Annotated in this window: 19 protein-coding genes and 3 pseudogenes; 13 read left to right on the forward strand and 9 right to left on the reverse strand. The window is 68.1% G+C overall.

Going from position 1 to position 23,573, the window contains the following annotated elements; all coding sequences use genetic code 11:
• Positions 1-22 precede the first annotated feature (22 nt).
• The 6 genes and pseudogenes from LIV37_RS51430 (at position 23) to LIV37_RS51455 (ending at position 8,164) form a co-directional block, all read left to right on the forward strand.
• Complete coding sequence (locus tag LIV37_RS51430; protein ID WP_020874950.1) at positions 23-1,795, forward strand: class I adenylate-forming enzyme family protein; 1,773 nt, start codon at positions 23-25, stop codon at positions 1,793-1,795.
• Positions 1,788-2,957 (forward strand): thiolase family protein, encoded by a 1,170-nt coding sequence (locus LIV37_RS51435; protein ID WP_121826650.1) that lies wholly within the window; start codon positions 1,788-1,790, stop codon positions 2,955-2,957. Before LIV37_RS51430 ends, LIV37_RS51435 begins: the two co-directional genes overlap by 8 nt.
• Positions 2,958-2,981: 24 nt before the next feature.
• Positions 2,982-4,127, forward strand: coding sequence for an acyl-CoA dehydrogenase family protein (locus LIV37_RS51440; protein ID WP_020874952.1), 1,146 nt, complete (start codon positions 2,982-2,984; stop codon positions 4,125-4,127).
• 634 nt (positions 4,128-4,761) lie between these two features.
• Positions 4,762-6,078 (forward strand): CaiB/BaiF CoA transferase family protein, encoded by a 1,317-nt coding sequence (locus tag LIV37_RS51445; RefSeq protein WP_243146503.1) that lies wholly within the window; start codon positions 4,762-4,764, stop codon positions 6,076-6,078.
• Between the two features lie 259 nt (positions 6,079-6,337).
• Positions 6,338-6,628 (forward strand): annotated as a pseudogene (locus tag LIV37_RS53015) (transposase); the annotation flags it as partial.
• A 283-nt stretch (positions 6,629-6,911) separates the two neighbouring features.
• Positions 6,912-8,164, forward strand: a pseudogene (locus LIV37_RS51455) (IS256 family transposase).
• Positions 8,165-8,211: 47 nt separating this feature from the next.
• Here LIV37_RS51455 and LIV37_RS51460 read toward each other — a convergent pair.
• A complete protein-coding gene (locus LIV37_RS51460; RefSeq protein ID WP_121825926.1) occupies positions 8,212-9,150 on the reverse strand; it encodes a methylenetetrahydrofolate reductase in 939 nt (312 codons plus the stop codon).
• Positions 9,151-9,326: 176 nt separating this feature from the next.
• Entirely contained in the window at positions 9,327-9,971 is a 645-nt protein-coding gene (locus tag LIV37_RS51465; protein WP_243146552.1) for a tetratricopeptide repeat protein, read from the reverse strand.
• 62 nt (positions 9,972-10,033) lie between these two features.
• Here LIV37_RS51465 and LIV37_RS51470 point away from each other — a divergent pair, with 62 nt between their 5' ends.
• Entirely contained in the window at positions 10,034-10,993 is a 960-nt protein-coding gene (locus LIV37_RS51470; RefSeq protein ID WP_276064852.1) for a CehA/McbA family metallohydrolase, read from the forward strand.
• Positions 10,994-11,198: 205 nt separating this feature from the next.
• Here the strand turns inward: LIV37_RS51470 and murJ are convergent, their stop codons facing one another.
• The 4 genes and pseudogenes from murJ to LIV37_RS51490 form a co-directional block, all read right to left on the reverse strand.
• Entirely contained in the window at positions 11,199-12,881 is a 1,683-nt protein-coding gene (gene murJ, locus LIV37_RS51475; RefSeq protein ID WP_121826355.1) for a murein biosynthesis integral membrane protein MurJ, read from the reverse strand.
• Positions 12,878-13,366, reverse strand: a complete 489-nt coding sequence (locus LIV37_RS51480; protein WP_148717906.1) for a hypothetical protein — start codon at positions 13,364-13,366, stop codon at positions 12,878-12,880. The genes murJ and LIV37_RS51480 overlap by 4 nt, the downstream gene beginning before the upstream one ends.
• Entirely contained in the window at positions 13,363-13,983 is a 621-nt protein-coding gene (locus tag LIV37_RS51485) for a response regulator transcription factor (protein ID WP_020874957.1), read from the reverse strand. The genes LIV37_RS51480 and LIV37_RS51485 overlap by 4 nt, the downstream gene beginning before the upstream one ends.
• An 8-nt stretch (positions 13,984-13,991) precedes the next feature.
• Positions 13,992-14,813 (reverse strand): annotated as a pseudogene (locus LIV37_RS51490) (Tn3 family transposase); the annotation flags it as partial.
• Positions 14,814-15,308: 495 nt separating this feature from the next.
• Between LIV37_RS51490 and LIV37_RS51495 the strand changes: the two are divergent.
• The 3 genes from LIV37_RS51495 (at position 15,309) to LIV37_RS51505 (ending at position 17,597) form a co-directional block, all read left to right on the forward strand.
• Positions 15,309-16,097: an alpha-lytic protease prodomain-containing protein gene (locus tag LIV37_RS51495; RefSeq protein ID WP_158634982.1), complete on the forward strand. Its 789-nt coding sequence runs from the start codon at positions 15,309-15,311 to the stop codon at positions 16,095-16,097.
• Positions 16,097-16,495 carry a S1 family peptidase gene (locus LIV37_RS51500; protein WP_020874960.1) on the forward strand — a complete coding sequence of 133 codons (399 nt, stop codon included), beginning with the start codon at positions 16,097-16,099 and terminating at the stop codon, positions 16,493-16,495. Before LIV37_RS51495 ends, LIV37_RS51500 begins: the two co-directional genes overlap by 1 nt.
• A 190-nt stretch (positions 16,496-16,685) precedes the next feature.
• Positions 16,686-17,597, forward strand: coding sequence for a hypothetical protein (locus LIV37_RS51505; protein WP_020874961.1), 912 nt, complete (start codon positions 16,686-16,688; stop codon positions 17,595-17,597).
• 1,088 nt (positions 17,598-18,685) lie between these two features.
• Here the strand turns inward: LIV37_RS51505 and LIV37_RS51510 are convergent.
• Positions 18,686-19,930 (reverse strand): PP2C family protein-serine/threonine phosphatase, encoded by a 1,245-nt coding sequence (locus LIV37_RS51510; RefSeq protein ID WP_020874962.1) that lies wholly within the window; start codon positions 19,928-19,930, stop codon positions 18,686-18,688.
• A gap of 470 nt (positions 19,931-20,400) precedes the next feature.
• On the opposite strand from LIV37_RS51510, the gene LIV37_RS51515 reads away from it, so the two are divergent.
• The 3 genes from LIV37_RS51515 (at position 20,401) to LIV37_RS51525 (ending at position 21,651) form a co-directional block, all read left to right on the forward strand.
• The gene (locus LIV37_RS51515; protein WP_121826352.1) at positions 20,401-20,667 is read left to right on the forward strand and encodes a hypothetical protein; all 267 of its coding nucleotides are present in this window, start codon (positions 20,401-20,403) and stop codon (positions 20,665-20,667) included.
• Positions 20,667-21,065, forward strand: a complete 399-nt coding sequence (locus LIV37_RS51520; RefSeq protein ID WP_020874964.1) for a PIN domain-containing protein — start codon at positions 20,667-20,669, stop codon at positions 21,063-21,065. The genes LIV37_RS51515 and LIV37_RS51520 overlap by 1 nt, the downstream gene beginning before the upstream one ends.
• A gap of 229 nt (positions 21,066-21,294) precedes the next feature.
• Positions 21,295-21,651 (forward strand): hypothetical protein, encoded by a 357-nt coding sequence (locus LIV37_RS51525; RefSeq protein ID WP_148717904.1) that lies wholly within the window; start codon positions 21,295-21,297, stop codon positions 21,649-21,651.
• 27 nt (positions 21,652-21,678) lie between these two features.
• Here the strand turns inward: LIV37_RS51525 and LIV37_RS51530 are convergent, their stop codons facing one another.
• Both LIV37_RS51530 and LIV37_RS51535 read right to left on the reverse strand, forming a co-directional pair.
• Positions 21,679-22,470, reverse strand: coding sequence for an ABC transporter permease (locus LIV37_RS51530; protein ID WP_020874966.1), 792 nt, complete (start codon positions 22,468-22,470; stop codon positions 21,679-21,681).
• Positions 22,467-23,429 (reverse strand): ATP-binding cassette domain-containing protein, encoded by a 963-nt coding sequence (locus tag LIV37_RS51535; RefSeq protein WP_020874967.1) that lies wholly within the window; start codon positions 23,427-23,429, stop codon positions 22,467-22,469. The genes LIV37_RS51530 and LIV37_RS51535 overlap by 4 nt, the downstream gene beginning before the upstream one ends.
• Between the last annotated feature and the right edge of the window lie 144 nt (positions 23,430-23,573).

A 23,573-nucleotide genomic window follows, 5' to 3' on the forward strand; every position in this document is an offset into this window, starting at 1 on the left:
CGGGGCGGGAAGGGAGCGGCACATGACCGACTACTGGCCCGCAGGACTGCCTCGCCACCTCGACTACCCCGATGCCCCCATCGGCGCGGTGCTCGCCGGCTCGGCCCGCCGCTACCGCGACCGGGCGGCCGTGCGCGACGGCGACCAGGTTCTCACCTTCACCGGCCTGTACGAACAGGCTGCCGCGTTCGCAGGCGGCCTCAGGGCGCACGGCATACGGCAGGGCGACGTGGTCGCCCTGCACCTGCCGAACACCCTGTGGTTCGCCGTCGCCTACTACGGCATCACGCTCGCCGGCGCGACAGCCTGCCCGGCCAACCCCGCCCAGCCGGCCAAGTCCCTGCGCGCCCAGCTGGCCGACTGCTCCGCGGCGGCCGTGGTGACCCATCCGCAGCCGGCGCCGGTGCTGGCCGAGGCGATCGAGGGGCTGCCGGTCCGGCTTGTCGTCATCGTGCCGCCCAGCGAATCGGCCCCGGCCGACAGGCCGGATGACCGCGCAAAGCTCTTCGGGAGGGCGGGCACCACCCTGGAGGCCCTCGTCGCAGGCCAGAGCACCCACCCGCCAGATGTGCTGGTCCCCACCGACTCCGTCGCCCAGTACGGGTACACCGGCGGAACCACCGGAGCACCCAAGGGAGTGCGCATACTGCACCGCAACATCGTCGGCAACACCATCCAGGTCGCCTGCTGGCGCTCCGGGGCGCTCCCCGGACTCGACAGCGAAGGCGGCGTGGTGCTGAACCCCTTGGAGACCTCCGCGGACTACGCTCTGCCATTGGGCAGCTGCACGGCGCTGTGCGTCTCGCCGTTGTTCCACGCCCTTGGCCTGATCAGCCTCAACTTCTTCCTCCTGTGCGGCGCCACCACCATCCTGAGCGGCCGCTTCGATGCGCAGTCGTACCTGGAGCAGGTGGAACGGCACCGGATCACGTACATCCCAGGCGCCCCGGCGCTCTGGCACGCCCTGCTGGCGACACCGGGAATCCGCACGCGGGACCTCAGCTCGGTCAAGGCCGTGGTGTCGGGCGGTGCCCCCATAGACGCGTACGCGCTGGAGAAGCTGACCGAGGTCTTCCCCAACGCCGCCGTCATCGAGGGTTACGGCCTGACGGAGGCGACGGCAACCGTGTCCAGCGGCCCGATCGCGAAGGCCGGACTGCACAAGCCGGGCAGCCAGGGAGTCCCCCTGTTCGACACCGAGCTGGAGATCCGGGATCCGCTGCATCCCGGCCGGAAGGTGCCGCGGGGCAAGCGCGGCGAGATCTGGGCACGGGGACCTCAGGTGGCCTCGGGTTACCTCGGCCGCCCGGACGAGACCGCCGCGCAGTTCGTCGACGGCTGGCTGTGCACCGGCGACATCGGCCACCTCGACGAGGACGGCTTCCTGTACGTCTCCGGCAGGTCGAAGGACATGCTCATCTACAAGGGCTACAACGTGTACCCGCGCGAGCTGGAGGACATCCTCGGCGGGCACCCGGCAGTGCTCCAGGCGTCAGTGGTCGGGAGGGAGGTGCCTGCCGTCGGCGAGATCCCCGTCGCCTTCGTGGTCCCCGCCTCCGAGCGGGGCACGAGTGCCGAGGAGCTGATGGAGTACGTCGCGGAGCGCGTGACGCCGTACAAGCGAATCAAAGAGATCCGGTTCGTCGCCGCACTTCCCCTGTCCCCGGCCGGAAAGGTGCTGAAGTCCGAGCTCCGCCGCTTGGCCCGGACGACTGGCGACCCGGGCGAACCCCTTTCGGGCACACAGGAAACCGGCACGCCGGATGCGGCGGGAAAGCAGGTCCGGCATGCGTGACGCGGTGATCGTGGACGCCGTCCGTACTCCCATGGGCAAGCGGAACGGCTCGCTCAGCGACGTGCACCCGGTGGACCTGTCCGCCGTGGTGCTGCGCGCCCTGGCGACACGCAACGACCTGGACCCGGCGACGGTCGAGGACGTGCTGTGGGGCTGCGTCTCGCAGACCGGCGAACAGGGCGGCTGCGTCGGCCGCTTCGCCGTCCTGGCCGCCGGATGGCCGCAGGAGGTGCCGGGCGTCACCATCGACCGGCAGTGCGGATCCTCGCAGCAGGCGGCGCAGTTCGCGGCCGCGGGAGTGATGAGCGGCCAGTACGACATCGTGGTCGCGGGCGGTGTGGAGTCGATGAGCCGCGTTCCGCTGGGATCGGGCCGGGAACGGGGCCCCGGCGAGCCCTTCGGTCCGGCCGTACGGGCCCGGTACGGCGTGTCGCGGTTCAGCCAGGGACTGGGCGCGGAGGAACTCGCGCGGCGTTGGCGGCTGAGCCGGGAGCGGCTCGACGAGTACAGCCTCCGGTCGCATGCCAACGCGGCGGCCGCCATCGACGAGGGGCGGTTCAAAGCTCAGATCGTGCCGGTGGACGTGACCGGTGCCGACGGCACCGTATGTACCGTCGACACCGACGAGGGAGTACGGCGCGGCGGCACGCCCGCCACGATGGCGAGTCTCAGGCCCGCGTTCACCGACGACGGCATGATCACGGCCGGCAACTCCTCGCAGATATCGGACGGCGCATCGGCCCTGCTGATCATGAGCGGTGACAAGGCCCGAGAACTCGGCCTCCGCCCGATCGCCCGCTTCCACTCCTTCGCAGTCGTCGGAGTCGACCCCGTGACGATGCTGACCGGCCCCATCCCGGCCACCGAGAAGGTACTGGGGCGCGCCGGGCTGAGCCTGAAGGACATCGGGGTCTTCGAGATCAACGAGGCGTTCGCCAGCGTGACCTGCGCGTGGCTCGCCGAGACCGGCGCCGACCCGGACCGGCTCAATCCCGACGGCGGCGCGATCGCACTCGGTCACCCCCTGGGGGCTTCCGGCGCCCGGCTGACCACCACGCTGGTCCACCACATGCGAGCAGGCGGCATCCGCTACGGCCTGCAGTCGATGTGCGAGGGCGGTGGCATGGCCAACGCCACCGTCCTCGAACTCCTTTCCCGCTGAGCCGTCGAGGAGTCCCAAGAGGCCATGGAACCAGACGAGTTCGACGCTGTCGTAGCGGCGGTGCGCGCCTTCGTGCGCGAGCAGGTCGTCCCGCGCGAGAACGAGATCGAGGAGAAGGACGAGATCCCGGCGGCCCTCCGTGACAAGGCCGCCGCCATGGGCCTGTTCGGCTATGCGTTGCCCCAAGAGTACGGGGGGCTGGGCTTCTCCATGACCCAGGACGTACGCCTGTCCCTGGAAATCGGCTACACCACACCCTCGTTCCGGTCGATGTTCAGCATCAACAACGGGGTGGCCGGCCAGCTTCTGGCGAGTACCGGCACCGAGGAGCAGAAGCGGCGCTATCTGCCGCGCATGGCCAGCGGGGAACTGATCGCGGCGTTCACGCTCACGGAGGCGGAGGCCGGGTCCGACCCCAGCGGAATCAGGACCCGCGCCGTACGCGACGGGGACGTCTACGTCCTCAACGGCAGCAAGCGGTTCATCACCAACGCGCCGCTCGCCGGTGTCTTCATCGTGTTCGCCCGCACCGGGCCGCAGAGCACGGGCCCCGGAGGCATCTCCGTATTCGCCGTGGACGCGGACACCCCGGGCGTCACCGTGGGTCCCCCGGACCACAAGATGGGACAGTCGGGGGCCCTGAGCGCCGAGGTCTTCTTCGACGATGTGCGCGTTCCCGCCAGTGCCCTCGTCGGTGAGCGCGAGGAAGAGGGCTTCCGCGTCGCCATGCGGTCGCTGGCGAGGGGACGTCTGAGCGTCGCGGCGATGTGCGTCGGGCTGGCCCGCCGCATGCTGGACGAAAGTGTCGCGCACGCCTCGATCTCCCGGCAGGGCGGGCGTCCCATCGGTGAGTACCAGCTCGTCCAGGCCATGCTCGCCGAGTCGCACGCCGAGCTGTACGCGGCCCGAGCCATGGTGCTGGAGGCGGCCCGAGCCTATGACTCGGGCGAGGACCGCAGGCTGGCGCCGTCCTCCACGAAGCTGTTCTGCAGCGAAATGGCGGGCCGGGTGGCCGACCGGGCCGTCCAGATACACGGCGGCATGGGATACATGCGCCATGTGCCCGTCGAGCGTTTCTACCGGGACGTGCGGCTGTTCCGCATCTACGAAGGGACGAGCGAGATCCAAAAGCTCATCATCGGCAGGCAGTTGCTGCGGGAGCACACGTGAAAGACACCGCCGTGCGCGACCGGCCGCAGGAGCGGGCGTGCTCATGGAGGACCACGGGCCGGTGCGTGCTCTGGACCCCACGGGCCGGCGGGAACTCCTCGCCGCCCGTCGGCCACGCGGCTGGCGGTGGTCGCGAACATCGTACGGGGCGGTCCGGGGACCCAGGCCCGTGCTCACGGCGGTCGAGGGCGTGACCTTCGGGCTTGGCATGTCGCTCGGGGCGGCCTGCGACTACTTGGTGGCCGCTCGTGAACGCCCGGTTCGGCTGCGCCTTCGGCAGGATTGGACTGATCGCGGACGCCGGACTGCTCTGGACGCTGCCGGCGAGGGTCGGGCCGGCCACAGCGAAGCGCCTGTTGCTGTTCGGCGACGTGGTGCTGGATGGGGGCAGACGGCCGCTCTCGGTCTCGCCGAGGCCTTCTGCGAGCCCGGATCGCCCGGCAGAAAGCGGTACGGCTGGCTGGGCTGCTCACCGAAGGCCCTCCGTCGGCGATGGAGGAGACCACGCGGATCCTCGCCTCCTGGCCCGCAGGCCTCGAAGCGGTTCTCACCGAGGAAGCACGGACACAGCCGCGGCTGCCGCCCGGCGCGGATTTCGCGAAGAAGCAGATACGACAAGGGCGGAGAAGAAACCATGGTGACGCGCGGCTTTCCGCACCGGATCCCGGCAGGTGATGGGGGGAACATGGCGCCCACCGAACCGGCGAAGCCCTCCGAACCGGCATCTATCGGTCGTGATGCTGGCCCGCCGGCCGGACCGCTGAAGGGAATCACGGTCGTGTCCCTGGAACAGGCGGTCGCGGCTCCCATCTGCACCCGCACCCTCGGCGACTTCGGGGCTCGAGTGATCAAGGTGGAGCACCCGGAAGGCGGTGACTTCGCCCGGTCCATCGACGACGTGGTGGGCGGTTTGGCAGCGCACTTCGTATGGGTCAACCGGGGCAAGGAGTCGGTGACGCTCAATCTCAAGGAACCGGCCGGCATGGCGGTGCTCCACCGGCTGCTCGACCGCGCCGACGTGATGGTCTCCAACCTCGCGCCGGGGGCCACATCACAGCTCGGCATCGCGCCCGCCGACCTGGCGGTCAGCCACCCCGACCTCATCGCGGTCGAGATCGACGGCTACGGGGCAGGCGGTCCGCTTTCCCACAAGCGTGCCTACGATCTCCTCGCCCAGGCGGAGGCCGGAGCATGCTCGATCACGGGCCTTCCCGGGGCACCCGCCAAGCCTGGCCCGCCGATGGCCGACGTATGCGCCGGCCTGTATGCCGCGTTGTCGATCCTGGCGCTGCTCTGCGGCAACGAGCGTCGCCGCAGTGGTGGCCACACCGCGGTCGCGGTGAGTCTGTTCGACACCATGACCGAGCTGATGGGGTATTCGCTGATCCACGCTCAGCACACGGGAGTGGATCAGCAACCGGCCGGCATGGGCTCGCCCGCGGTGGCCCCGTACGGCGCGTACCGCACAGCAGACGGCCAGACCGTCGTACTCGGCACAACGAACGACCGCGAATGGCAGCGATTCGCACGCGACCTTCTCGGCCGGCCCGACCTCGCCGACGACGAACGCTTCCTGACCAACTCCGGCCGGACCAAGCACCGTGAATTCCTGGACACGCAGATCACCCAGTGGGTCGCACGCCATGACCTGGAACAGGTGCAGCGCAGCGCCGACGCCGCCGGAATCGGGAACGCCCGGTTCAACAAGCCGAGCGAAGTCATAGCCCACCCGCATCTGACCGCCCGCGACCGGTGGCGACAGATCGACACACCTCACGGTCCCGTACCTGCTCTGCTCCCGCCCCCGGTCATCTCCGGCTACGACCCGCCGATGGGCGCAATCCCCGCGCTCGGGCAACACACCGAATCCGTACTCACCGAACTCGGTATCCGCAAGGACGAGATCACCGCGCTGCGCGCACAAGGCGCCGTGGCTCCCGCTCATCGCTGACCCAACCGGGTTCGCCCCCGACTTGTTCTGCAGCCGCTCCTGGACCTCCTCCAGCAGCGTCCAGACCTCGATCAGGTCCTCCGGCTCCCACTCCTGCCGCACCCCGCGCTCCCTCCGGTCGTCATGACCGGACCAACCTCGCCGAGCACGGCCCCCGATGACCCCAGAAGATCAAGAACGCTGACAAGCACACCCCAAATCCGCTAATAGGACTCCGTTAGGTCTTCCGGTTCGGCCTGTTCCTGGGCATGTTGGGTGGATGGATACACATGAAGTGAACCGTGTCCGGGCGAAGTTGGCGTTATACGTGGCTGACGTGTTCGCGTCGGTGCCGCGCAAGGACCAGCGGGCCAAAGGTGACTGCTGCCTGCGGGGACTGATGTTGGACGGCCGCCGCAAGTCGATCCAGGCCATGGCCTCGCGGCTGCCGGACGGCAACGAACAGAACCTGCAGCAGTTCGTGAACCAGGCCGCCTGGGACCCGGCGCCGGTGCGGCGTCGGATCTGCGAACGCATGCTGCCACTGGTCAACCCGACGGGCTCAGTGCTTGGCATAAGGGGCGGTTCTCCTGTCGTGCCCTCTCAGGCTAACCCCGCAGAACGGAACGTCTCACCCAAGGCTGACAGAGAGGGCTCCGCGCCGAAGAACAACTTCTCTGTCCTCCCGCTGGCGAAGAAGGACAACGGCAACGCCGGCAAGAGCAATGCTCAGGACCTGTGGATCGGCCTCGGGGAGGGCGCCTCGCGGCATGCGAAGGACGTACCTTCCCGAGTGATCGATTGTTGGTCACCGAGTAGGCCCGCGTTGCAGCGCGGGCCGGGAAGGCACGCCCGTGCTCAGCGTAGTTAACGCCGACGGAACCACCGAGAGCGGCTCCTTGATGGACGAGATCGTCCGCGAGGGTGCGAGGCGGATGCTTGCCGCCGCCCTGGAAGCTGAAGTCAACCAGTACATAGCCGAGTTGGCCGACCATCGCGACGAGTCCGGTCGTCGCCTCGTTGTCCGCAACGGCCACCATCGCGAACGCACCGTCGCGACGGCCGCCGGGCCGATCCCGGTGAAAGCGCCGCGGGTGAACGACAAGCGCGTCGACGCCGTGACGGGCGAGCGCAAGCGGTTCTCGTCGCAGATCCTCGCCCCCTGGTGCCGGAAGTCTCCGAAGATCAGCGAGGTCCTGCCCCTGCTCTATCTGCACGGCCTGTCCTCCGGTGACTTCGTGCCCGCGATGGAACAGTTCCTCGGCTCCTCGGCCGGTCTTTCTCCGGCCACCGTGACGCGGCTGACCAAGCAGTGGCAGGACGACCACGCCGCCTTCCAGGACCGCGCCCTGTCCGGCAGCGACTACGTCTACGTGTGGGCCGACGGCGTTCACCCCAAGGTCCGCCTCGGTCAGGCCCACTCCTGTGTCCTGGTTCTGATGGGCGTGCGCACGGACGGCCGCAAGGAACTCATCGCGGTCGTCGAGGGCCTGCGCGAGTCGACCGAGTCCTGGGCCGACCTGCTGAGGGACTGCCGCCGGCGCGGCATGACGGATCCCGAGCTGGTCGTCGGCGATGGCGCCGTGGGTCTTTGGAAGGCCCTGGCCGAGGTGTTTCCGCAGGCCAGGCACCAGAGGTGCTGGGTTCACAAGGTCCGCAATGTCATGAACACGCTTCCGAAGTCCGCGCAGCCTGGCGCGAAGAAGGCGCTCCAGGAAATCTACAACGCCGAGGACCGTGACCACGCCGAGAAGGCGATCAAGGACTTCGAGCGCAGCTACGGCGCGAAGTGGCCCAAGGCGGTGAAGAAGGTCACCGGCGAGGTGGATAACTCCTGGCCTTTTACGACTTCCCGGCCGAGCACTGGGTGCACTTGCGCACGACGAATCCGATCGAATCCACCTTCAGCACAGTCAAGTTGAGGACCCGGGTCACCCGCGGCGCCGGCAGCGCGGCCGCCGCCCTGGCCATGGTGTTCAAGCTCGCCGAGTCCGCCCAGGCCCGCTGGCGTGCGATCACCGCACCCCACCTCGTCGCCCTCGTCCGCGCCGGAGCACGCTTCGAACGCGGCGTCCTGGTCGAACGCGGGGAGCCTCGTGCGGCGTGATGGACCCCCAACTGCCGCTCAGCCAGCGGCCATCAGGAGCCGTGACTTCAGCGCGCTGTGCGTCCGAGCAGTCCGCTCAGCTCATGGGCGAGGGCGACCGAGGCCTCGATCTCGACCTTGCGGATCGACACGCTCTCCACGAGGAATCCGAAAGGCATGCCGAGCTTGCGGCAGAAGGCGATCAGATCCCGGGCGTTCGCCAAACAATGCTCGTACGACTCGGCAAGCGTGTCGTCCGCGTGAAGCAGGGAGTTCTCGAGCCAGCGCGGAACCTCGACTCCGAGCCACTTGAGGAACGCCAGCGTCTTCACCGAGCCGCACACCGACAGCGTAAAGAGCACGGGCTTCGGTGCGAGCTGCCGCTCACGGCAAACGTAGTAGTAGTCGGAGACCATGCTCTTGGCCGCGTCGGCGCTGTAGATGACCTGCGAGATGAAATACGCGCATCCCGCCTCCTGCTTGGTGATCAGCCGCAGATGCTCGTCAGGGCGCTCGGTGATGGCGACGCCACCGAGCAGCAGGTCCGGACGGACGTCGCGGCGCAGGACGTGCGCCGTCGACAGGCGCGTATGTATAGCCTTGTCCTTCGAGGACGCACCCACGAAGACCCCGAGCACGCGGTCCGCATCGGCCATCCGCAGCCAGGTCCGCAACTCCGCCTCGGTGTACTTGCCGACGCACCGATAGATCACCGCAGGGCGGTTCCACTCGCCGAGATATTCCGCATGGTACGCGGCGGGATCCATGGTCGGCAGGTAGGGGAACGGGCGTTCCTCCGGATTGCGGTCGCTCTCGTCGTCGATGTCGTAGAGCGCCAGACCATCCACGTTGAGGACGTCCAGCCGCGCCAAGGTGGCCGCGGTGATCTCTCGGATCCGCTCAGGAGCGATACTCAGGCGCGGCGGCGTGATGCCGAACAGAAGGACGCCGCTCTCGGCGTCAGTCACCAGCGTCCGGAGAGCCATGCTTTCGCTGTGATCCACCATGCCGCGGAAACTAGCAGCTCATCCACCAGGCGGTAGGCAAGCATCACTCTGTGAGACCGGATCCGGTGACGCCCCGCCCGAGGAAGCCACGGCAACAAACGCCTCCTGGATCAGGAAGCCGTCGCAAGACCCTTGACGACATCACTCGTTCCCGTACGAAGCCCGACCGCCGCTGGTCAGATCCACAGGGTTTGACAATAACTCCTGCCTTTAGTGCGCACCACGCCCAAGTCGTGCAGGGTGCTTGCTTCGCCCTGACGGTTGCCGAGGGTGCGGTACATGCCAATCGCTTGCTCGGCTAGCTGGGCCGCCCTTGCATAGTTCCCTTCCAATCGACGCACTACGCCCAACTCCCGCAGGGTGCTTGCTTCGCCGTGGTGGTTGCCGAGGGTGCGGTACATGCCCAGCGCCAGCTCGGCCAACTCGGCCGCTGCCACATAGTCACCCTCCAACCGCCGCACTTGGCCGAGGCTCCGTAGGGCGTTGGCTTCGCCGTGGTGGTTGCCGAGGGTGTGGTACACGTCCAGTGTCTGCTCGGCGAGCTCGGCCGCGCCGGTGACATCACCTGTCACGCGCCGCACCGCGCCCAGGTCCCGGAGGGCGTTGGCTTTGCCGTGGTGGTTGCCGAGGGTGCGGTACACGTCCAGTGCCTGCATGGCCAGATCGGCCGCCTTGGCGTTGTCACCCTTCAGCCACCGCACCTGGCCCAGGTCCCACAAGGCGTTGGCTTCGCCGTGGCGATCACCGAGATTTCGGTACATGCCCAGTGCCTGTTGAAGCAGCTTGACCGCCCCCGTGGAGTCATCCGTCAGCCAACGCATCACGGCCAGACCCGACGGACGAACCCCGCTGTGGGGTCATCTCGGGATTCCCGCCCGTGCAAGTGCGTGGCCGAGGAGCCGGCTGGTATCGCGGGGACTGCCACATCCACTCCGTGTACTCGGACGGCGAGCTCACTCCTGAGCAGCTGGCGGCCGGTGCTCGCGCAGTGGGACTCGACTTCATCGCCACCACGGAGCACAACTCTGCGAACGCGCATAGCGCCTGGGGACGCCACGCCGCAGATGATTTCCTGGTGCTCCTGGGTGAGGAGGTGACTACCAAGACCGGGCACTGGCTCGCTCTCGGCATCGCGCCGGGGCAGGTGATCGACTGGGATTATCGCGTGGGGGACAAACGCATCGGCCGATGCCTGGACCAGGTCCGCGAATCCGGTGGACTGTGCGTGGCCGCGCATCCGCACGCGCCCTATCCCTCAGGCCGCTTCATGTACCCCTACCAGGACCTCGATGCGGTCGAGGTATGGAACGGGCTGTGGATGTCGGACCGGCCGTGGAACGCCGACAACGAGGCCGCTCTCGCCGAGTGGGGCCGAGGACTGGCGGAGGGAATACACACGGGGCGCTGGCAGCCGGCCATGGGCAACAGCGACACCCACCTTGAAGGTCAGATCGGCATCCCGCACACCGTGGTGTACGCCGAGGATCTGAGTACGCTGGCCATTCTCGCGGGAATCCGCGTGGGCCGCAGTTGGATCGCCGAATCGGCTGCCGTCTATCTGTCGCTCACGGCTGTCGCCGCCGGCCGCAACGCGGGGATCGGCGAACGGCTGGCAACCCAGGGGGAACCCGTCGTGGTGCGCGCGCACATATGCGGTGTCCCCTCGGGGACCGTCAGCTTTCACACCGACCGGGGCAAAGTCCACCACCAAGGGCTGCCGGACTCAGGCGTGGGTACCGCCGAGTGGCACACGACCTGGGAAGACTCGGCGTTCGTCCGGATCGAGGTACGCCATCCACATGGCCATATGGCCGCTCTCACCAACCCATTCGTGCTGACTTGACCTCCGCGATCTGCCGGTAAGGTTCACCCTCCGCCCGCGCGGAAAGCACTCCCGGCCGGGGACTTCGGAGACCCGCCCGGCGGGCCCACCTCCGCTGCGGCCGCCGCCTCCCGGGTAGCGGCTCACCTCCGCTCACGCGGGTGGTGTCGGGCGCTGCGCTGGGGGCGGCGGTTTTTCCGGCTCGGTCAGTCTGATCGTGCCGGGGTCATCCCAGCCCCGGCAGGCTGCGCAGTTCGCCAATTCGCAGAAGTCGTGCGAGGAGCAGGAACAGCAGCAGCATCGTGATGCCGCCTGCAGTCAGTGAGAGAGCTGGTGTCAAGGAGACGGATGCCAGGCTGTGGCTGAAGGAGTGGGCGATGAGCCACCCGGCCGACCCGGCCCCGGTGGCGGCCGTGATCAGTTTGGCGTAGGTGCGGCAGATCCGCCGGCCGTCGAGCAGTCCCTCGGTGCGTTGCCGCAGCCGCAGTGCGGTCAGGAGTAGGCCGATCGCGTAGGACAGGGTGTATGCGGCGGCCATCCCGGTGACCGCCCACCGGGGAGACAGCAGAAGATGGCAGGCCACAGCGAGAGCGATGTTGATGCCACTGATCCACAGCGCCATGCGGAACGGTGTGCGGGTGTCTTCAAAGGCGTAGAAGCCGCGGAGCAGGAGGTACTGAGCGGAGAATGGGATCAGTCCCAGGCCGAAGGCTTGCAGCATGTGGCCCAGGGGAGTGGTTGCCGCGGGGTTGGCGGCGCCGTGGGCGAACAGCAGTTGCGCGATCTGCGGGCCGAGGGCGACGAAGAAGAATGCCGCCGGAACGATGACGACGCCACTGGTCCGCAGTGCTCGGGAGAGGTCGGCACGCAAGTCTTCGACACGGTGTTCGGTCACTGCTCGGCTCATGCGCGGGAGAAGTGCGGTGACAAGGGAGACGGTGACGATCGACTGGGGCAGCATCCAGATCTGCTGGGCGTAGCTGTAGGCGGTGTAGCCGACACCGTCGTGGGGCAGGGCGGCGTCGGCGGAGGAGGCCAGGCGGGTGACCACCGTGCTCGCCATGAGGTTGGCCAGTACGAACAGCAAGGTCCAGCGGGCCGCGTTCACGCTCTTGCGCAGGCCGGTGCCCCGCCAGTCGAATCGAGGGCGCAGCCGGAATCCGGCTTCGCGGGCGTAGGGGATCAGGGCGAGTGCCTGGAGGGCCAGGGCAGTCGTGGTGCCGATGCCGAGCAGCCGGACCTGGGCGTCCGTGATGTCCGAGACCTTTTCCGGGGCGGTCATCATGGCGACGTAGAGGCCGAACATGGTGATCAGGATGAGGTTGTTCAGGACCGGGGCCCACATCATCGCTCCGAACCGGTTCCGGGCGTTGAGGACCTGGCCGAAGATGCTGAACACGCCGTAGAAGAAGATCTGCGGGAGCAGGAAGCGGGCGAAGACGACGGTCAGCTCGAATGCGTCGTGGGTGGCGGGTGTGTCGCGCTGGTAGATGCTGATGATCGCGGGAGCGGCCCAGGTGGCCAGCGCGGTGCCGACGCCGAGGACACACAGCACGAGGGTGACCAGACGCTGTTCGAAGGCGGCTCCGCCGTCGGGGTCTTCTGCGCGGGCCCTGACCAGCTGCGGGACCAGGACGGAGTTCAGCGCACCACCGATCAATAGGAAGTACAGGCTGGTGGGCACCGTGTTGGCCTGGTTGTAGGTGGTGGCCAGCAGCCCGGTGCCCAGTGCGGCGGCCTGCAGCACCTGCCGGATCAGTCCAGTGGCGCGCGAGACCACCGTCCCCGCCGCCATCACCGCGGACGAGCGCAGTACTCCGCCGACACCCTGGCCCCGCTTGGGAGCGGCATGTCTACTGCGTCCGGTGCTCGACCGCTCTAATTCTTCGGGCGATGTCTCCTCGCTCATGGGCACAATTTACGGCGAATCGGCTTAAGGGATCGGTGGTTCGTCTGGGTCGGCGTGGAGCGGGTCTGGATCCTCCTGTCCCCTCGTCGGGAGGAGCCAGGCCCTTGCTCGGATATGGCAGTACTACCTTCTGCGGGTGCGCGGCCGGAGGCACAGCGACCCGGCTGGTTGTTTTCGGGATCGCTGAGCCGCCATGCGTCCGGGGCGGTACTCGCGGGCGTGCGCTTAGGCCAGATGCCCTTGCCGCAGTGCCAGGTCGTGTCGCCTGCGCTGGCGTTGGCGATGCACACCCGCGACTTGTAGCCCGTGTGGTCCCAGTAGTAGCCGGTGTGGTCCGCGCCGTTGGTCACTACGTGCTGGCCAGAGATGATGTTGTAGGCGCTCCCGTTGTGGCTGCGCTCCAGGACCATGTCGCACTGTGCGCCGTTCCAGGACTGGATGAGTCCCTGGGCGTACCAACTGCCGTTGATCTTCTTGGCGTTCATCCACCCCTTGCAGTTGCCGCGGGTGATGACGGAGTCGGGTGGGTGCGTACGGTCAGCGGGCTGACGAAGAGGACCTCGGCGATCTCGTCATTGGACTTGCCCTCGGCGGCCAGGGCCGTGATCTCGCGTTCGCGGGCGGTGAGTTCCGGCAGGCGTTCCGGCGATGACAAGTCCGTGCCGGGGGCGGAGGACAGCAGGAAGCGGGCGATGAGGGAGCGGGTGGCGGCGGGTGACAGGAGGGCCTCGCCGGAGGCCACGGTACGCAGACCGGCCAGGAGGGTCTCGGCGGTGACGTCCTTGCCGAGGCAGCCGCTGGCACCGGCGCGCAGCGCCTGGGCGACATAGTCCTCCGTCTCGAAGGTGGTGAGGATGAGGACGCGGGTGGCGGCCGGTTCCTGGTCGGCGCAGATGGCCGAGGTGGCGGCCAGGCCGTCGACCCCTGGCATGCGGATGTCCATGAGGGCGACATCGGGGTGGTGGGTGCGGGTGAGCCGCACCGCCTCCGTGCCGTCGGAGGCCTCGCCCACCACCTCCATGTCGTCGCAGGAGTCGATCACGACCCGGAAGGTGGCTCGCAGCAGTGCTTGGTCGTCGGCGAGCAGTACTCGGATGGTCACTTCTCATCGGCGAGAACGTGCTGCGTCAGCAGCGTGTTGACGTGGACCAGGACGGACTGGAGCAGGTGGAGGGCGAGCATGGACACCTCCTGGGACTCCTTGTCCTGCCCGGCCAGGCCGCCGTCCTTGCCGTAGAAGAGGTCCTTGTTCGCGCTGTTCCAGTTCTCCACGACCTGGAGCCCTTCGTGGATCTCGCCGCGCAGCTCGACGTCGGCGAGGTAGTCACAGATGAACGCCGTCCGTACGGCGCGTTCGAGTTCCTCGATCGCCTGGTAGGTGGGGTGCTTGGGGCCGCCGCGGGTGAAGCGGCGCAGGACCTGCTCGGCCTCGGCGGTACCCAGGCGCAGGGCGGTGGTGTACTTGACGATCTGATCGCACTGCTGGCGGATCACATCCCAGTTGATCGTCTTGGTGGACAGCACCGGCGCCAGCTTCGGCCAGCTCTCGTCTTGTCCGGCTGTCGGCCGGTACAGCCGCGCGGAGCCGACGTTCTTCAGCCTCGGCATCAGTTTGAAGTCCAGCATGTACGCGAAGGCGAACCCGACGATGGAGGCGCCGTGGGTGTCGGGGTACTGCCGGTCGACGTCCATGTCGGTGCAGTGCCGCAGCACGCCCTCGATCATCGCGGCGACCTCGGAGGCCGAACAGCTCTTGAGCTGGGAGTAGATGCACACGGACTTCCGCTCGACGTGCCAGTAGATCATCACCCTGGGGCCGCGGTAGCGCTCGTGCCACTCGGTCATCAGGTTCGAGGACCAGGAGTCGAACTTGCGGCTGTCGGACGCGCACGCGGTGCCGCTGCCCCGCCGCATCTCGTCCCGGGCGGCGAAGGTCCCCGAACCTGTTCGTGGGCGCGGGATGCGCGGTGGGTGACGACCGTGGCCACGCCCGTCCCGATCGGAAGGTGGGGGAGCCGTCTGCGGGCGCGGAACTGAGGCTCGTCAGAGCGCCGGCGGCTGGGCAGTGGGGGCAGTCTGCTCGCCGGGTTGGTCCATCTGCTGCTGGCGGCGTCGCTGCTCTACCGGCCTGCCCCTGCTCCGCCGCTTCGGCCCGCATGGCACGCCGACCTTGTGGTTCGGGCCTTCATGAACGGAACCGTTGATTCCCTTCATCGATTCGAGCGGCCCGCCGGCGCGCCTCGCCATGCGGGACCGAGAAGTCCCGGCCGCGCACGTGGCCCACTCACCGTTGAGCTCCTGGGGTCGATGATCACGGATCATCACTCAGGCTTCGGGTTTCCCCGCCCCGGGGCTTTTTCGGCCGCAGCTCACGCATTCTGGTCAACATGCCACCATCAAACGGAATTTTCATGTCCAATTCGCCAATTGGCAATCTCGCGTCGACAGCCTCGTTCGAAGCGCGTCGATCACCAGGGATGCTTCTTCGGAGAGGCGAGGTTTTACGTGCGAAGACGTCATTACCCGTATCGTGGGTTACTCGCGGCGGCTGTCGGAGTACTCACGCTGACCACTCTGACCGCCGCCCAAGCGGCGCCGGCACCGCTCACCGATCCGGCTGAGGCGGCGGCGCTTGCCAGGCAACTGGGCAACGAGCGCACAGCAGGCGTCTACTACCGGAACGAACGACTCGTGGTCGCGGTCACCGATCAGGATGCGGCAGAAACCGTGCGAAGCGCTGGGGCGGTAGCGGAGGTCGTCCCACACAGCACAGCCGAGCTCGACTCTGCCAAAGCGAAACTGGATCAGCTGACAGGGATTCCCAACACTGCCTGGAGTATTGACCAGAGCAGCAACCGGGTGGACGTAAAGATCTACGACGGGGTTTCCGAAGCCGACAAGGCTCGAATTGAGAATTCCGTTTCCGAATACGGAGATACGGTCGACATAACGAAACACTCTGGCAAGATCGAATCGAACGCCTATGCCATGCGCGGTGGTCTGGGTATAACGTCGGAATACACCCCTGGCTGGATCACCATCTGCAGTGCCGGGTTCAACGTGCAGAACGGCAGCGGAAAGAAGTACATGATCACAGCCGGGCATTGCATGCGGAACGGCGCTGTCAATTGGCACCGTAGAAGCGGGGAAATTCCCCTCGGAGGGCCATCGACTGGGCCTACGGGAACAACACGGACCAGTCCGACTACGGGGTAGTGGAGTACAGCAACAGCAACGTCACCCCGTACGGGACGATCCAGTACAAGGACGGCTCGACAGGGCAGATCTCGCGCTCCGCCTCTGCATTCGAGGGGGAGAAGGTGAAGCGTTTAGGGACCATTAGCCAGGACCTGGATGGCATGGTGCTCGCGACGAACGCGACGGTCACCTATGACGACGGCACCACTCTCCGTCACATGATCGAGGCGAGTAACTGCAGCATGCACGGCGACAGCGGAGGGCCCCTCTTCAGCGGCGAGACGGCACTGGGCATCGATTCAGGCGGCAACTATAGCGACGAGCCCTGCGGAAATTCGGACCCCCAACAGGATCGCTCCAGTTGGTACCAGCCGCTATACACGGTGCTCCTCTGGGAGGGACTGAAGGTCTATTAGGTCACGCACCATCCCTCGCCGCCTGCGCGGCATGGACGCAGATGCAGCAGGCGGCGCGGGAGGCCGTGAGTGAACCCGGACGCGCCCCTGCCCGTCGAAAGTGTCGACCGGGGTCAGCGCCAGGCGTTGAGAATCTCCGCGTCATGCATTCAGCAGGGAATCCGTCGTCGTCCCCAAGAAAGAGGACTCCATGCATACGTACGCGAAGCGCCTCGCCGGCCTGCTGCTGGCACCTCTCCTGACCACCTTCCTCCTCGTCGGCTGCGGCAACGATCAGAGCCCTGACGACGACCATGTGAAGAGTCAGTCGCCGCGGGAGCAGGAGAAGCGCGCCCGTCAGGTGGCCGACGCCTGGAAGGGGTCCACAGCCGCCGCTGCCTGGCACCGGGGCTACTACCCGATGGCCAACGTGATGCAAAAGCCGGAATCCGGGTGGCACAGCTCGGCGGATCAGCGGGCCTTCGAGACAGAGAACTTCGTCCTGCGTGGCAGTCTGCCGACCACTGCCACCGGGCACGGGAAGGCGGACTGGGGAAACGGCAATACTCTTACCCGCCCCCTGTGGGGGGCGAAGAAGGCGTATCAGTCGTTCGCCCGCAACCGCAGTGAAGGAGCGCGGCTGACCGTGACGGGGGCGAAGCTCGGCACGACGACGATCATGACGAGCCGAGGCAGGGCGTCCGTGCCCGCTTGGCTCTTCACGCTGGAGGGCTACGACACCCCGCTCAAGCGTGTCGCTGTCACCCTGTCCAAGCTTCCGAGCTCGCCGATCGGACAGGCTCGGCAAGGGGCTGCGGGCGGTCTCAGGCAGATCGCCCGACTGGTCGGAACAGCGAGGAACGGCCGATCCATCACGGTGCACGCCACACACGGAGCCTGCGACGACGGCCCCGTCGTCAAGGTGCTGGAAACGGGCGAGAGCGTAGTGCTGTACGCATCTGTCGCGGGGGCACAAAGCGGTCCCTGCAGCTCCGAGATGACCGAACAGAGTATGAAGGTGCAGCTGCGGAAGCCGCTCGGTGATCGCATTCTCCTGGACGCCCTCAGCGGCCGGCCAGTGCCGTACGGAGAGCCCGACGGGCTGTCACCCAGCTGGACCTAGGGCGGTTTTCTCGAATGACCCCTCCACCAGGCCCGGCCTGGCCGCGATGCAGAACAGTACGGCGGTCGGCGGCAACAGCACGACCGGTGCCCGTGCGGTGTCCCCTTCGGGCAGCCGCTGCCCGGCCTGGCAGCCACACCAGGTACCGGCGATCGCAGCTCGCGTAACGCTCGCAACCCGCCCATCGGCGACCCCTGGCCTCGTCCGGCCGCGGCCTGGCGGCCCGACGACCAATGCGCCGTCACCCGCAAGGGTGGAGATCAGTCACCCTCTGTCTACAGGCGAAGAGGTGGGATCGTCGGCGTAGCCGTACATCTCCAGCTGGGTGGCGTGCAACTGCTGGAGGTGCTGCTGTACATCGGGGTTGTCATAGCGAGCAGGCGTCACCGTCCACGGCCGGGGGCGGCTGCGTACGTGGCGGGTGTGTCGTGCATCTGATAGCCCCCGGTCGATGGCGGCGACGGTTGAGTCTTCGTAGGGCGGCACGGCAAGCTGCCGCAGAGCAGGCCCCGCCGAGATGCTGCCCCTGCGGCTCCCAGGAACGGATGGCTCTGCTGCGCCCCGGGGGCTGGCAGCATCGCCTTGGTGCTGGGCCGCAACATCGCCGGATACATCACGGCGCCGCGGGCGGCGTCGGCTCCATCGCCGTGTAGCTGGCCCGCGGGGTCGGCGCCCGGGTGACACGAAGGGGCCGGACGCGAACGCCCGCACCCGGCGAGGCTGGCTCCGCCTCGGCGCCCGCCGACCCGGACCTGTGGCCAGCCGCACCCGAGGAGCCGGTCCGTACGCGGACGGCTGCGTCGCCGGGCTGCCAGCGGGTGCTGGCGGCACATCAGGCCAGCACGTCGGAACGGCGCATCGCCCCGAGGACCGCGGCCGCCATCGAGCAGCAGAACGCAGGCTCCTTGATGCGGGAGCCGGAGGAAGCCTTCGGTGACGGGCAGACCGCGATCGAAGAACTGCGGGCGTCGCCGAGTACGTCATCGTTGCTGACGCCAACCCGCCGTACATCGTCCTCACCCGCATCCAGCTGTACTGACCGTCCCTGACGGCGGGCGGTCCGAGCGTGCAACGGTTCTGAGGCGGGTTTACCGTGGAACGGCGAGGTGGTCGGCGGCGCTCCCGCGCCATTCGATCAGGAAGAGGGTCGCGTCGTCGCTGGTGAGTCCGCCCCGCTCTTCCAGCAGTCTCTTGGAGAGCCAGCGCACCTCGGCGCGTACCCCGCTCGCCTGGCTCATCATGCGGTCGACGCAGCGGATGAGCTGTTCCTCGCCGAACGGCTCCTGTCCGGCAGCGTGCTCCTCGATCACGCCGTCGGTGTAGCACAGCAGCCGGTCGCCGCGCCGGAGCTGGTGCTCGCTCATCCGGGGCTGCTCGCCGCCGAAGCCGACCGGCAGGGTGGTCGGGCCCTCCAGAGGGTGGAGCACCCGGCCGTCGCGGATCAGCAGCGGCGCCGGGTGGCCCGCGTTGACCCACTGCAGGCGACCCGTCGCCGTGTCCAGGCGCATCATCTGCGCGGTGACGAAGCGATCGGGACCAAACTGCCCGGCGATCGCCCGGTCCATGAACGCGTAGATCTCGGTCAGGTCGACGTCGGCGCGCCTGGCGTGGCGGTAGGCGCCGATGGCGATGGTGGCCATCGCGGCGGCTCCGAGGTCGTGGCCCATCGCGTCGATCATGGCCACGTGCAGGACGCTTTCGTTGAGGGCGTAGTCGAAACTGTCGCCGGCGATGCGGTAAGCGGGTTCGAGAATCCCGGCCACCGTGACCTGTGGAACGGACATGGCCAGTGGGGGGAGCAGGGACCACTGGATCTCGGCGGCCACGCTCATCGGTTCGCGGCGCCGGGCCTGGAAGAACTGGTCGGTGTAGGTGTGCTTGGTGACCAGGATGTCGGCGACCAGGCTGGCCAGCCTGCGCAGCAGCCGCCGGTCGTCGTCATCGACGGTCTCCAGGGTGAGGGCCATCACCCCGACCTGGTCGCTGCCGTCCAGCAACGGCAGGAACATCCGGACGCTGCCGTCGTCGTGCGCTACCTCGACGGGAGCCGCCGTCAGGAATGCCTCTCCGGCGTGGGAGTCGCTGATCAGCTCGGGTCCGGCGACCATCAGCTGTCGGCCGGGCAGCGGCGCGAGCACCAGCTGCGCGTAGTCCTGCAGGAGGATGGAGACGTCACGGCCCCCGACTTTGGCCACCTCTTCCGCGATCAGCGGAGCGATCAGCTGCGGCGGCATCTCGTGGGCACGGTCCAGCAGTACTCCCAGCAGGCGCTCGCCGAATCCCTCCGACCGGTCCACCATGTCCTTGCCGGGCTCGCGCTCACCTTCAGCCATAGCCGCAGGGTGCCCCAGCCGCTGGCACAGCCGGTCGATTACGCCAACGGCGGCCACGTCAGGTGATCCGGCGTCGAGGCGTGAGGCTCGGCTCTTCTCGAGCTTCATTGCGTCCCTGCTCATCCAGAAGTACGTACCGTTCCCCGATCGTGTGGTGCCGCACTGACTCGCATGCTCGACACCTGCGCCTGATGCGCCTCGGCTCCCAGCGCGCTGGCATGTCAGGCGCGCCGGGAAGTCGCCGAGGGCCACGCAACCGGCACGGGAGCCTGCCGGCCGACTACGTGCAGGCTGTACCACGTCGTCGCACCGCCCTCCGCGCTGCTCGCCCACAACACCGGCCGCGACGAGGACGAGTACGTACTCGACACCGACGAACTGACCATCACCGAGGTATCACTCACCCGCTGACGTGGCTCCCTCTGCCCGGTGGGCTGCGCCCGATCCTCTACTCGCGGTAGAGCCGGGGTATGGCAGACGAAACGAGTGTCAAGGTGAGTTCGGCCGCGCGTGATCGGCTTGCCGTTCTGGCGGCCGAGGGCAACACGACGATCCGGCAGCTTGTCGAGGATCTCGCCGAGGGTCGGCCGACTCAGGCCGAGTACGCGGAGCGCGCCGCGCAGGCCCGTGCCGAGCTCGCTTCCGTCCTGGGCAGCGTGCCCAGCGAGGAGGCCGAGGCGAAGGCCCGCGGTCTCCTGGAGCGCCTCGCCGCCGGCCAGGGCTCGGCGGCCGCGTAGTGGGGCCGATCGCGGTCGTCCTGGACCACATGACCGCCGCCGCCCTCCACGACCCCAGAGATCCGTACAACGAGGCCGTCGCCGCGTTCTACGTCCAGGCATCCGGAGGCCTGGGCACCCTCTACGCCCCGGCGCTCTCCCTCACGGTCGGCGACAGCCAACAGTCCGGCCTCCTGGCCTACATCGACGGGCTGCGGTTCATCATGATCGAGGCCTTCGACACACAGGCCGCGCTTACCGCCACCCAGCTGCTGCATGCCGGGTACTCCTGGACGGCCGTCCACGCCATCCACGCCGCCCGCCCCTCCGCCGACTTCCCTGCCGCGCGCTTCCTGCTCACCCTGACGCCCGAGGCGTACGAAGGGACCGGGGTCCAGGCGGTACACCCCGGCCAGTAGCAGGCCGCTCCCGCCGGGCCGCGGAGTGGTAGAGCGCCTTGTTGGAAGAAAGCCGGTCACGCGAAGGCCACCCAAAATCTTCCGAGTGGCCTTCGCACTTGGTGCTGCTGAGTGGTCGCTGCTGCGGTGCGGGCAGCGGACAGTCGGTTGTCGATCGTCACCACGACCGGGTCCCCTGCTGCGTGGACCGCTCGGCTCAGCACCTTCGCCGTCTCGCCGTAGACCTGCTGTGTCACAGCGATTGGAGCCGCGGTCATTCGACGCCGACGGGACGAAGTCGGTGGCGGCCGCGCGTGAACATGTGGACGCGGCGCCGATGCGCCGGTTCCTGCGGCAGTGGGCGTTGACCGTGGCGATCGAGCGCCACCCTGCCCGCGCGGCACGCCTGCGCGAGCTGGAGGCACGCGCCGCGCAGGTGGAGAATCTGACGGAGGCCCGCGCCATCGCTGCCGAGGTGTCTGCCATCCAGGCCGAGGCGGCGGACGAGGCGGGTATCGCCCGGCACGGGCTGGCGGGTGACCGGGTCGACCCGGCGCCCGAACCCGAGCTGGCCTCGAATCCGAGCGGACTCATCTCGACCGGCTAGGTGGTCAAAAACTGACAACTCCCTCGCTCACTGCGTGGGCTCACGGTTGTAGAGCTTCTTGGCCCACAGGTAGCCGCCCAGGGCGATCAGGGCGCACCAGCCGATGGCGAGCACCGCGTTGTTGCCGATCGGGGTGCCCATCAGCAGACCGCGCAGGGTCTCGATGAACGGCGTGAACGGCTGGTAGTCGGCGAACCACCGCAGCCCTGCGGGCATCGAGTCGGTGGGGGCGAATCCGCTGCCCATCATCGGCAGGATCATGAGCGGCGTCAGCATGTTACTCGCGGTGGCGACGCTCTTGGCCATGATGGCCAGCGCGACCGCAAGCCAGGTAAGCGCGAAGATGATCAGCACGAGCAGGCCGATCACGCCGAGCCATTCACTGAAGCCGGCGGTGGGCTCGAAGCCCACGAGCAGCGCGACGCCGGTGACGGCAGTCATGCTCAGCAGAGTCTGGGTCAGGCTGCCGAGCACATGGCCGGTGAGCACCGATACCCGGGCGATGGCCATCGTGCGGAACCGGGCGACGATCCCCTCGGTCATGTCGATGGCCACCGAGATCGCGGTGCCCTGGGCCGCGGTGGCCGCGGTCATCAGAATGACACCGGGGACGACGTAGCTGACGTACGTGTCCCGGCCGCCCGACGGCCCGCCGAGGCCGCTGCCGAGGATCCCGCCGAGTACGTAGACGAACAGCAGCAGGAACACCACCGGCACCCCGGCGGCGGTGAGGGTGAGCGTCGGGTAGCGCAGCATGTGCCGCAACTGGCGGCGCAGCATGGTGGCCGAGTCGGTGAAGGCGTGCGTGGCGGTGCTCATCGGGCGGGCTCCTGTTCCGCGACAGGGCCGCCCGTCAGCGTGAAGAAGACGTCGTCGAGGTCGGGGGTGTGGACCTGGAGCCCGTCCACGGTGAGCGAGGCGCGGTCGAGCCGGTCGAGGAGTGCGCGCAGCGACGGCACGTCGCCTCGGCCGGCGACCTGCAGGGTCAGGGCCTGATCGTTGCGGGACATCACGTCCAGCGTCCGTGCCGCGTCGGCGTGGTCGCGTGGGTCGGCGAAGTGCAGGGTGATGTGGCCGCCGCCGACCTGCCGCTTGAGTTCCTCCGCCGTGCCCTGCGCGACGAGCTTGCCCTGGTGCAACACCGCGATCCGGTCCGCGAGTTGGTCGGCCTCTTCCAGGTACTGCGTGGTGAGGAAGACCGTGACCCCCTTGTCGGCCACCAGGCGGCGGATGATCCCCCACATGGTCCGCCTGCTGCGCGGGTCGAGCCCGGTGGTCGGCTCGTCGAGGAAGATCACCCGCGGGCGGCCGACCAGGGTCATCGCGAGGTCGAGGCGGCGGCGCATCCCGCCGGAGTACGTCATCGCGGGCTTGCGGGCCGCGTCCGCGAGGTCGAACCGCGCGAGCAGGTCGGCGGCGCACCGCCGCCGTTCCGGGCGGGGCAGGTGGTGCAGGTCGGCCATCAGGAGCAGGTTCTCCTCGCCGGTGAGAAAGCCGTCCACCGCGGAGAACTGGCCGGTGACGCCGATCGCGGCTCGTACCGCGTCCGGGTCCCGGACCACATCGTGGCCGGCGACCCGCATTTCGCCGGCGTCGGCCCGGATCAGCGTGGAAAGGATCTGCACCATCGTGGTCTTGCCCGCGCCGTTCGGGCCGAGCAGTGCGAAGACCGATCCTGCGGGGATCTCGAGGTCGATGCCGTTCAGCACCACGTGGTCGCCGTACGCCTTGCGTACAGCGGTCGCCGAGAGGGCGGGGGGACCGAGGTCGGTGGTCATGGGGTTCGCTTCCGTCGATGGGCTGTCGGCAGCCGTACGACCTGCCTTCATAGCTCAGTAATAGTTTCGTTGCATGTGCCGATTCGTCAATCGCTGTTTGGTGAAGCAACGTCGTATATGCAGGTGGTTGCAGGTGGTTGCAGG

It is taken from the genome of Streptomyces rapamycinicus NRRL 5491, assembly GCF_024298965.1.
Lineage (GTDB): Bacteria > Actinomycetota > Actinomycetes > Streptomycetales > Streptomycetaceae > Streptomyces > Streptomyces rapamycinicus.

Excerpts from the sequence above, each read along its gene's own strand:
- LIV37_RS51435 (WP_121826650.1), top strand. The coding sequence starts at position 1,788 with ATGCGTGACGCGGTGATCGTGGACGCCGTCCGTACTCCCATGGGCAAG.
- LIV37_RS51480 (WP_148717906.1), bottom strand. The coding sequence starts at position 13,366 with ATGAACGCCAAGAAGATCAACGGCAGTTGGTACGCCCAGGGACTCATC.
- LIV37_RS51440 (WP_020874952.1), top strand. The coding sequence starts at position 2,982 with ATGGAACCAGACGAGTTCGACGCTGTCGTAGCGGCGGTGCGCGCCTTC.
- murJ (WP_121826355.1), bottom strand. The coding sequence starts at position 12,881 with ATGAGCGAGGAGACATCGCCCGAAGAATTAGAGCGGTCGAGCACCGGA.
- LIV37_RS51460 (WP_121825926.1), bottom strand. The coding sequence starts at position 9,150 with ATGGTGGATCACAGCGAAAGCATGGCTCTCCGGACGCTGGTGACTGAC.
- LIV37_RS51515 (WP_121826352.1), top strand. The coding sequence starts at position 20,401 with ATGGCAGACGAAACGAGTGTCAAGGTGAGTTCGGCCGCGCGTGATCGG.
- LIV37_RS51505 (WP_020874961.1), top strand. The coding sequence starts at position 16,686 with ATGCATACGTACGCGAAGCGCCTCGCCGGCCTGCTGCTGGCACCTCTC.
- LIV37_RS51535 (WP_020874967.1), bottom strand. The coding sequence starts at position 23,429 with ATGACCACCGACCTCGGTCCCCCCGCCCTCTCGGCGACCGCTGTACGC.
- LIV37_RS51430 (WP_020874950.1), top strand. The coding sequence starts at position 23 with ATGACCGACTACTGGCCCGCAGGACTGCCTCGCCACCTCGACTACCCC.
- LIV37_RS51445 (WP_243146503.1), top strand. The coding sequence starts at position 4,762 with ATGGTGACGCGCGGCTTTCCGCACCGGATCCCGGCAGGTGATGGGGGG.
- LIV37_RS51530 (WP_020874966.1), bottom strand. The coding sequence starts at position 22,470 with ATGAGCACCGCCACGCACGCCTTCACCGACTCGGCCACCATGCTGCGC.
- LIV37_RS51510 (WP_020874962.1), bottom strand. The coding sequence starts at position 19,930 with ATGGCTGAAGGTGAGCGCGAGCCCGGCAAGGACATGGTGGACCGGTCG.
- LIV37_RS51465 (WP_243146552.1), bottom strand. The coding sequence starts at position 9,971 with ATGCGTTGGCTGACGGATGACTCCACGGGGGCGGTCAAGCTGCTTCAA.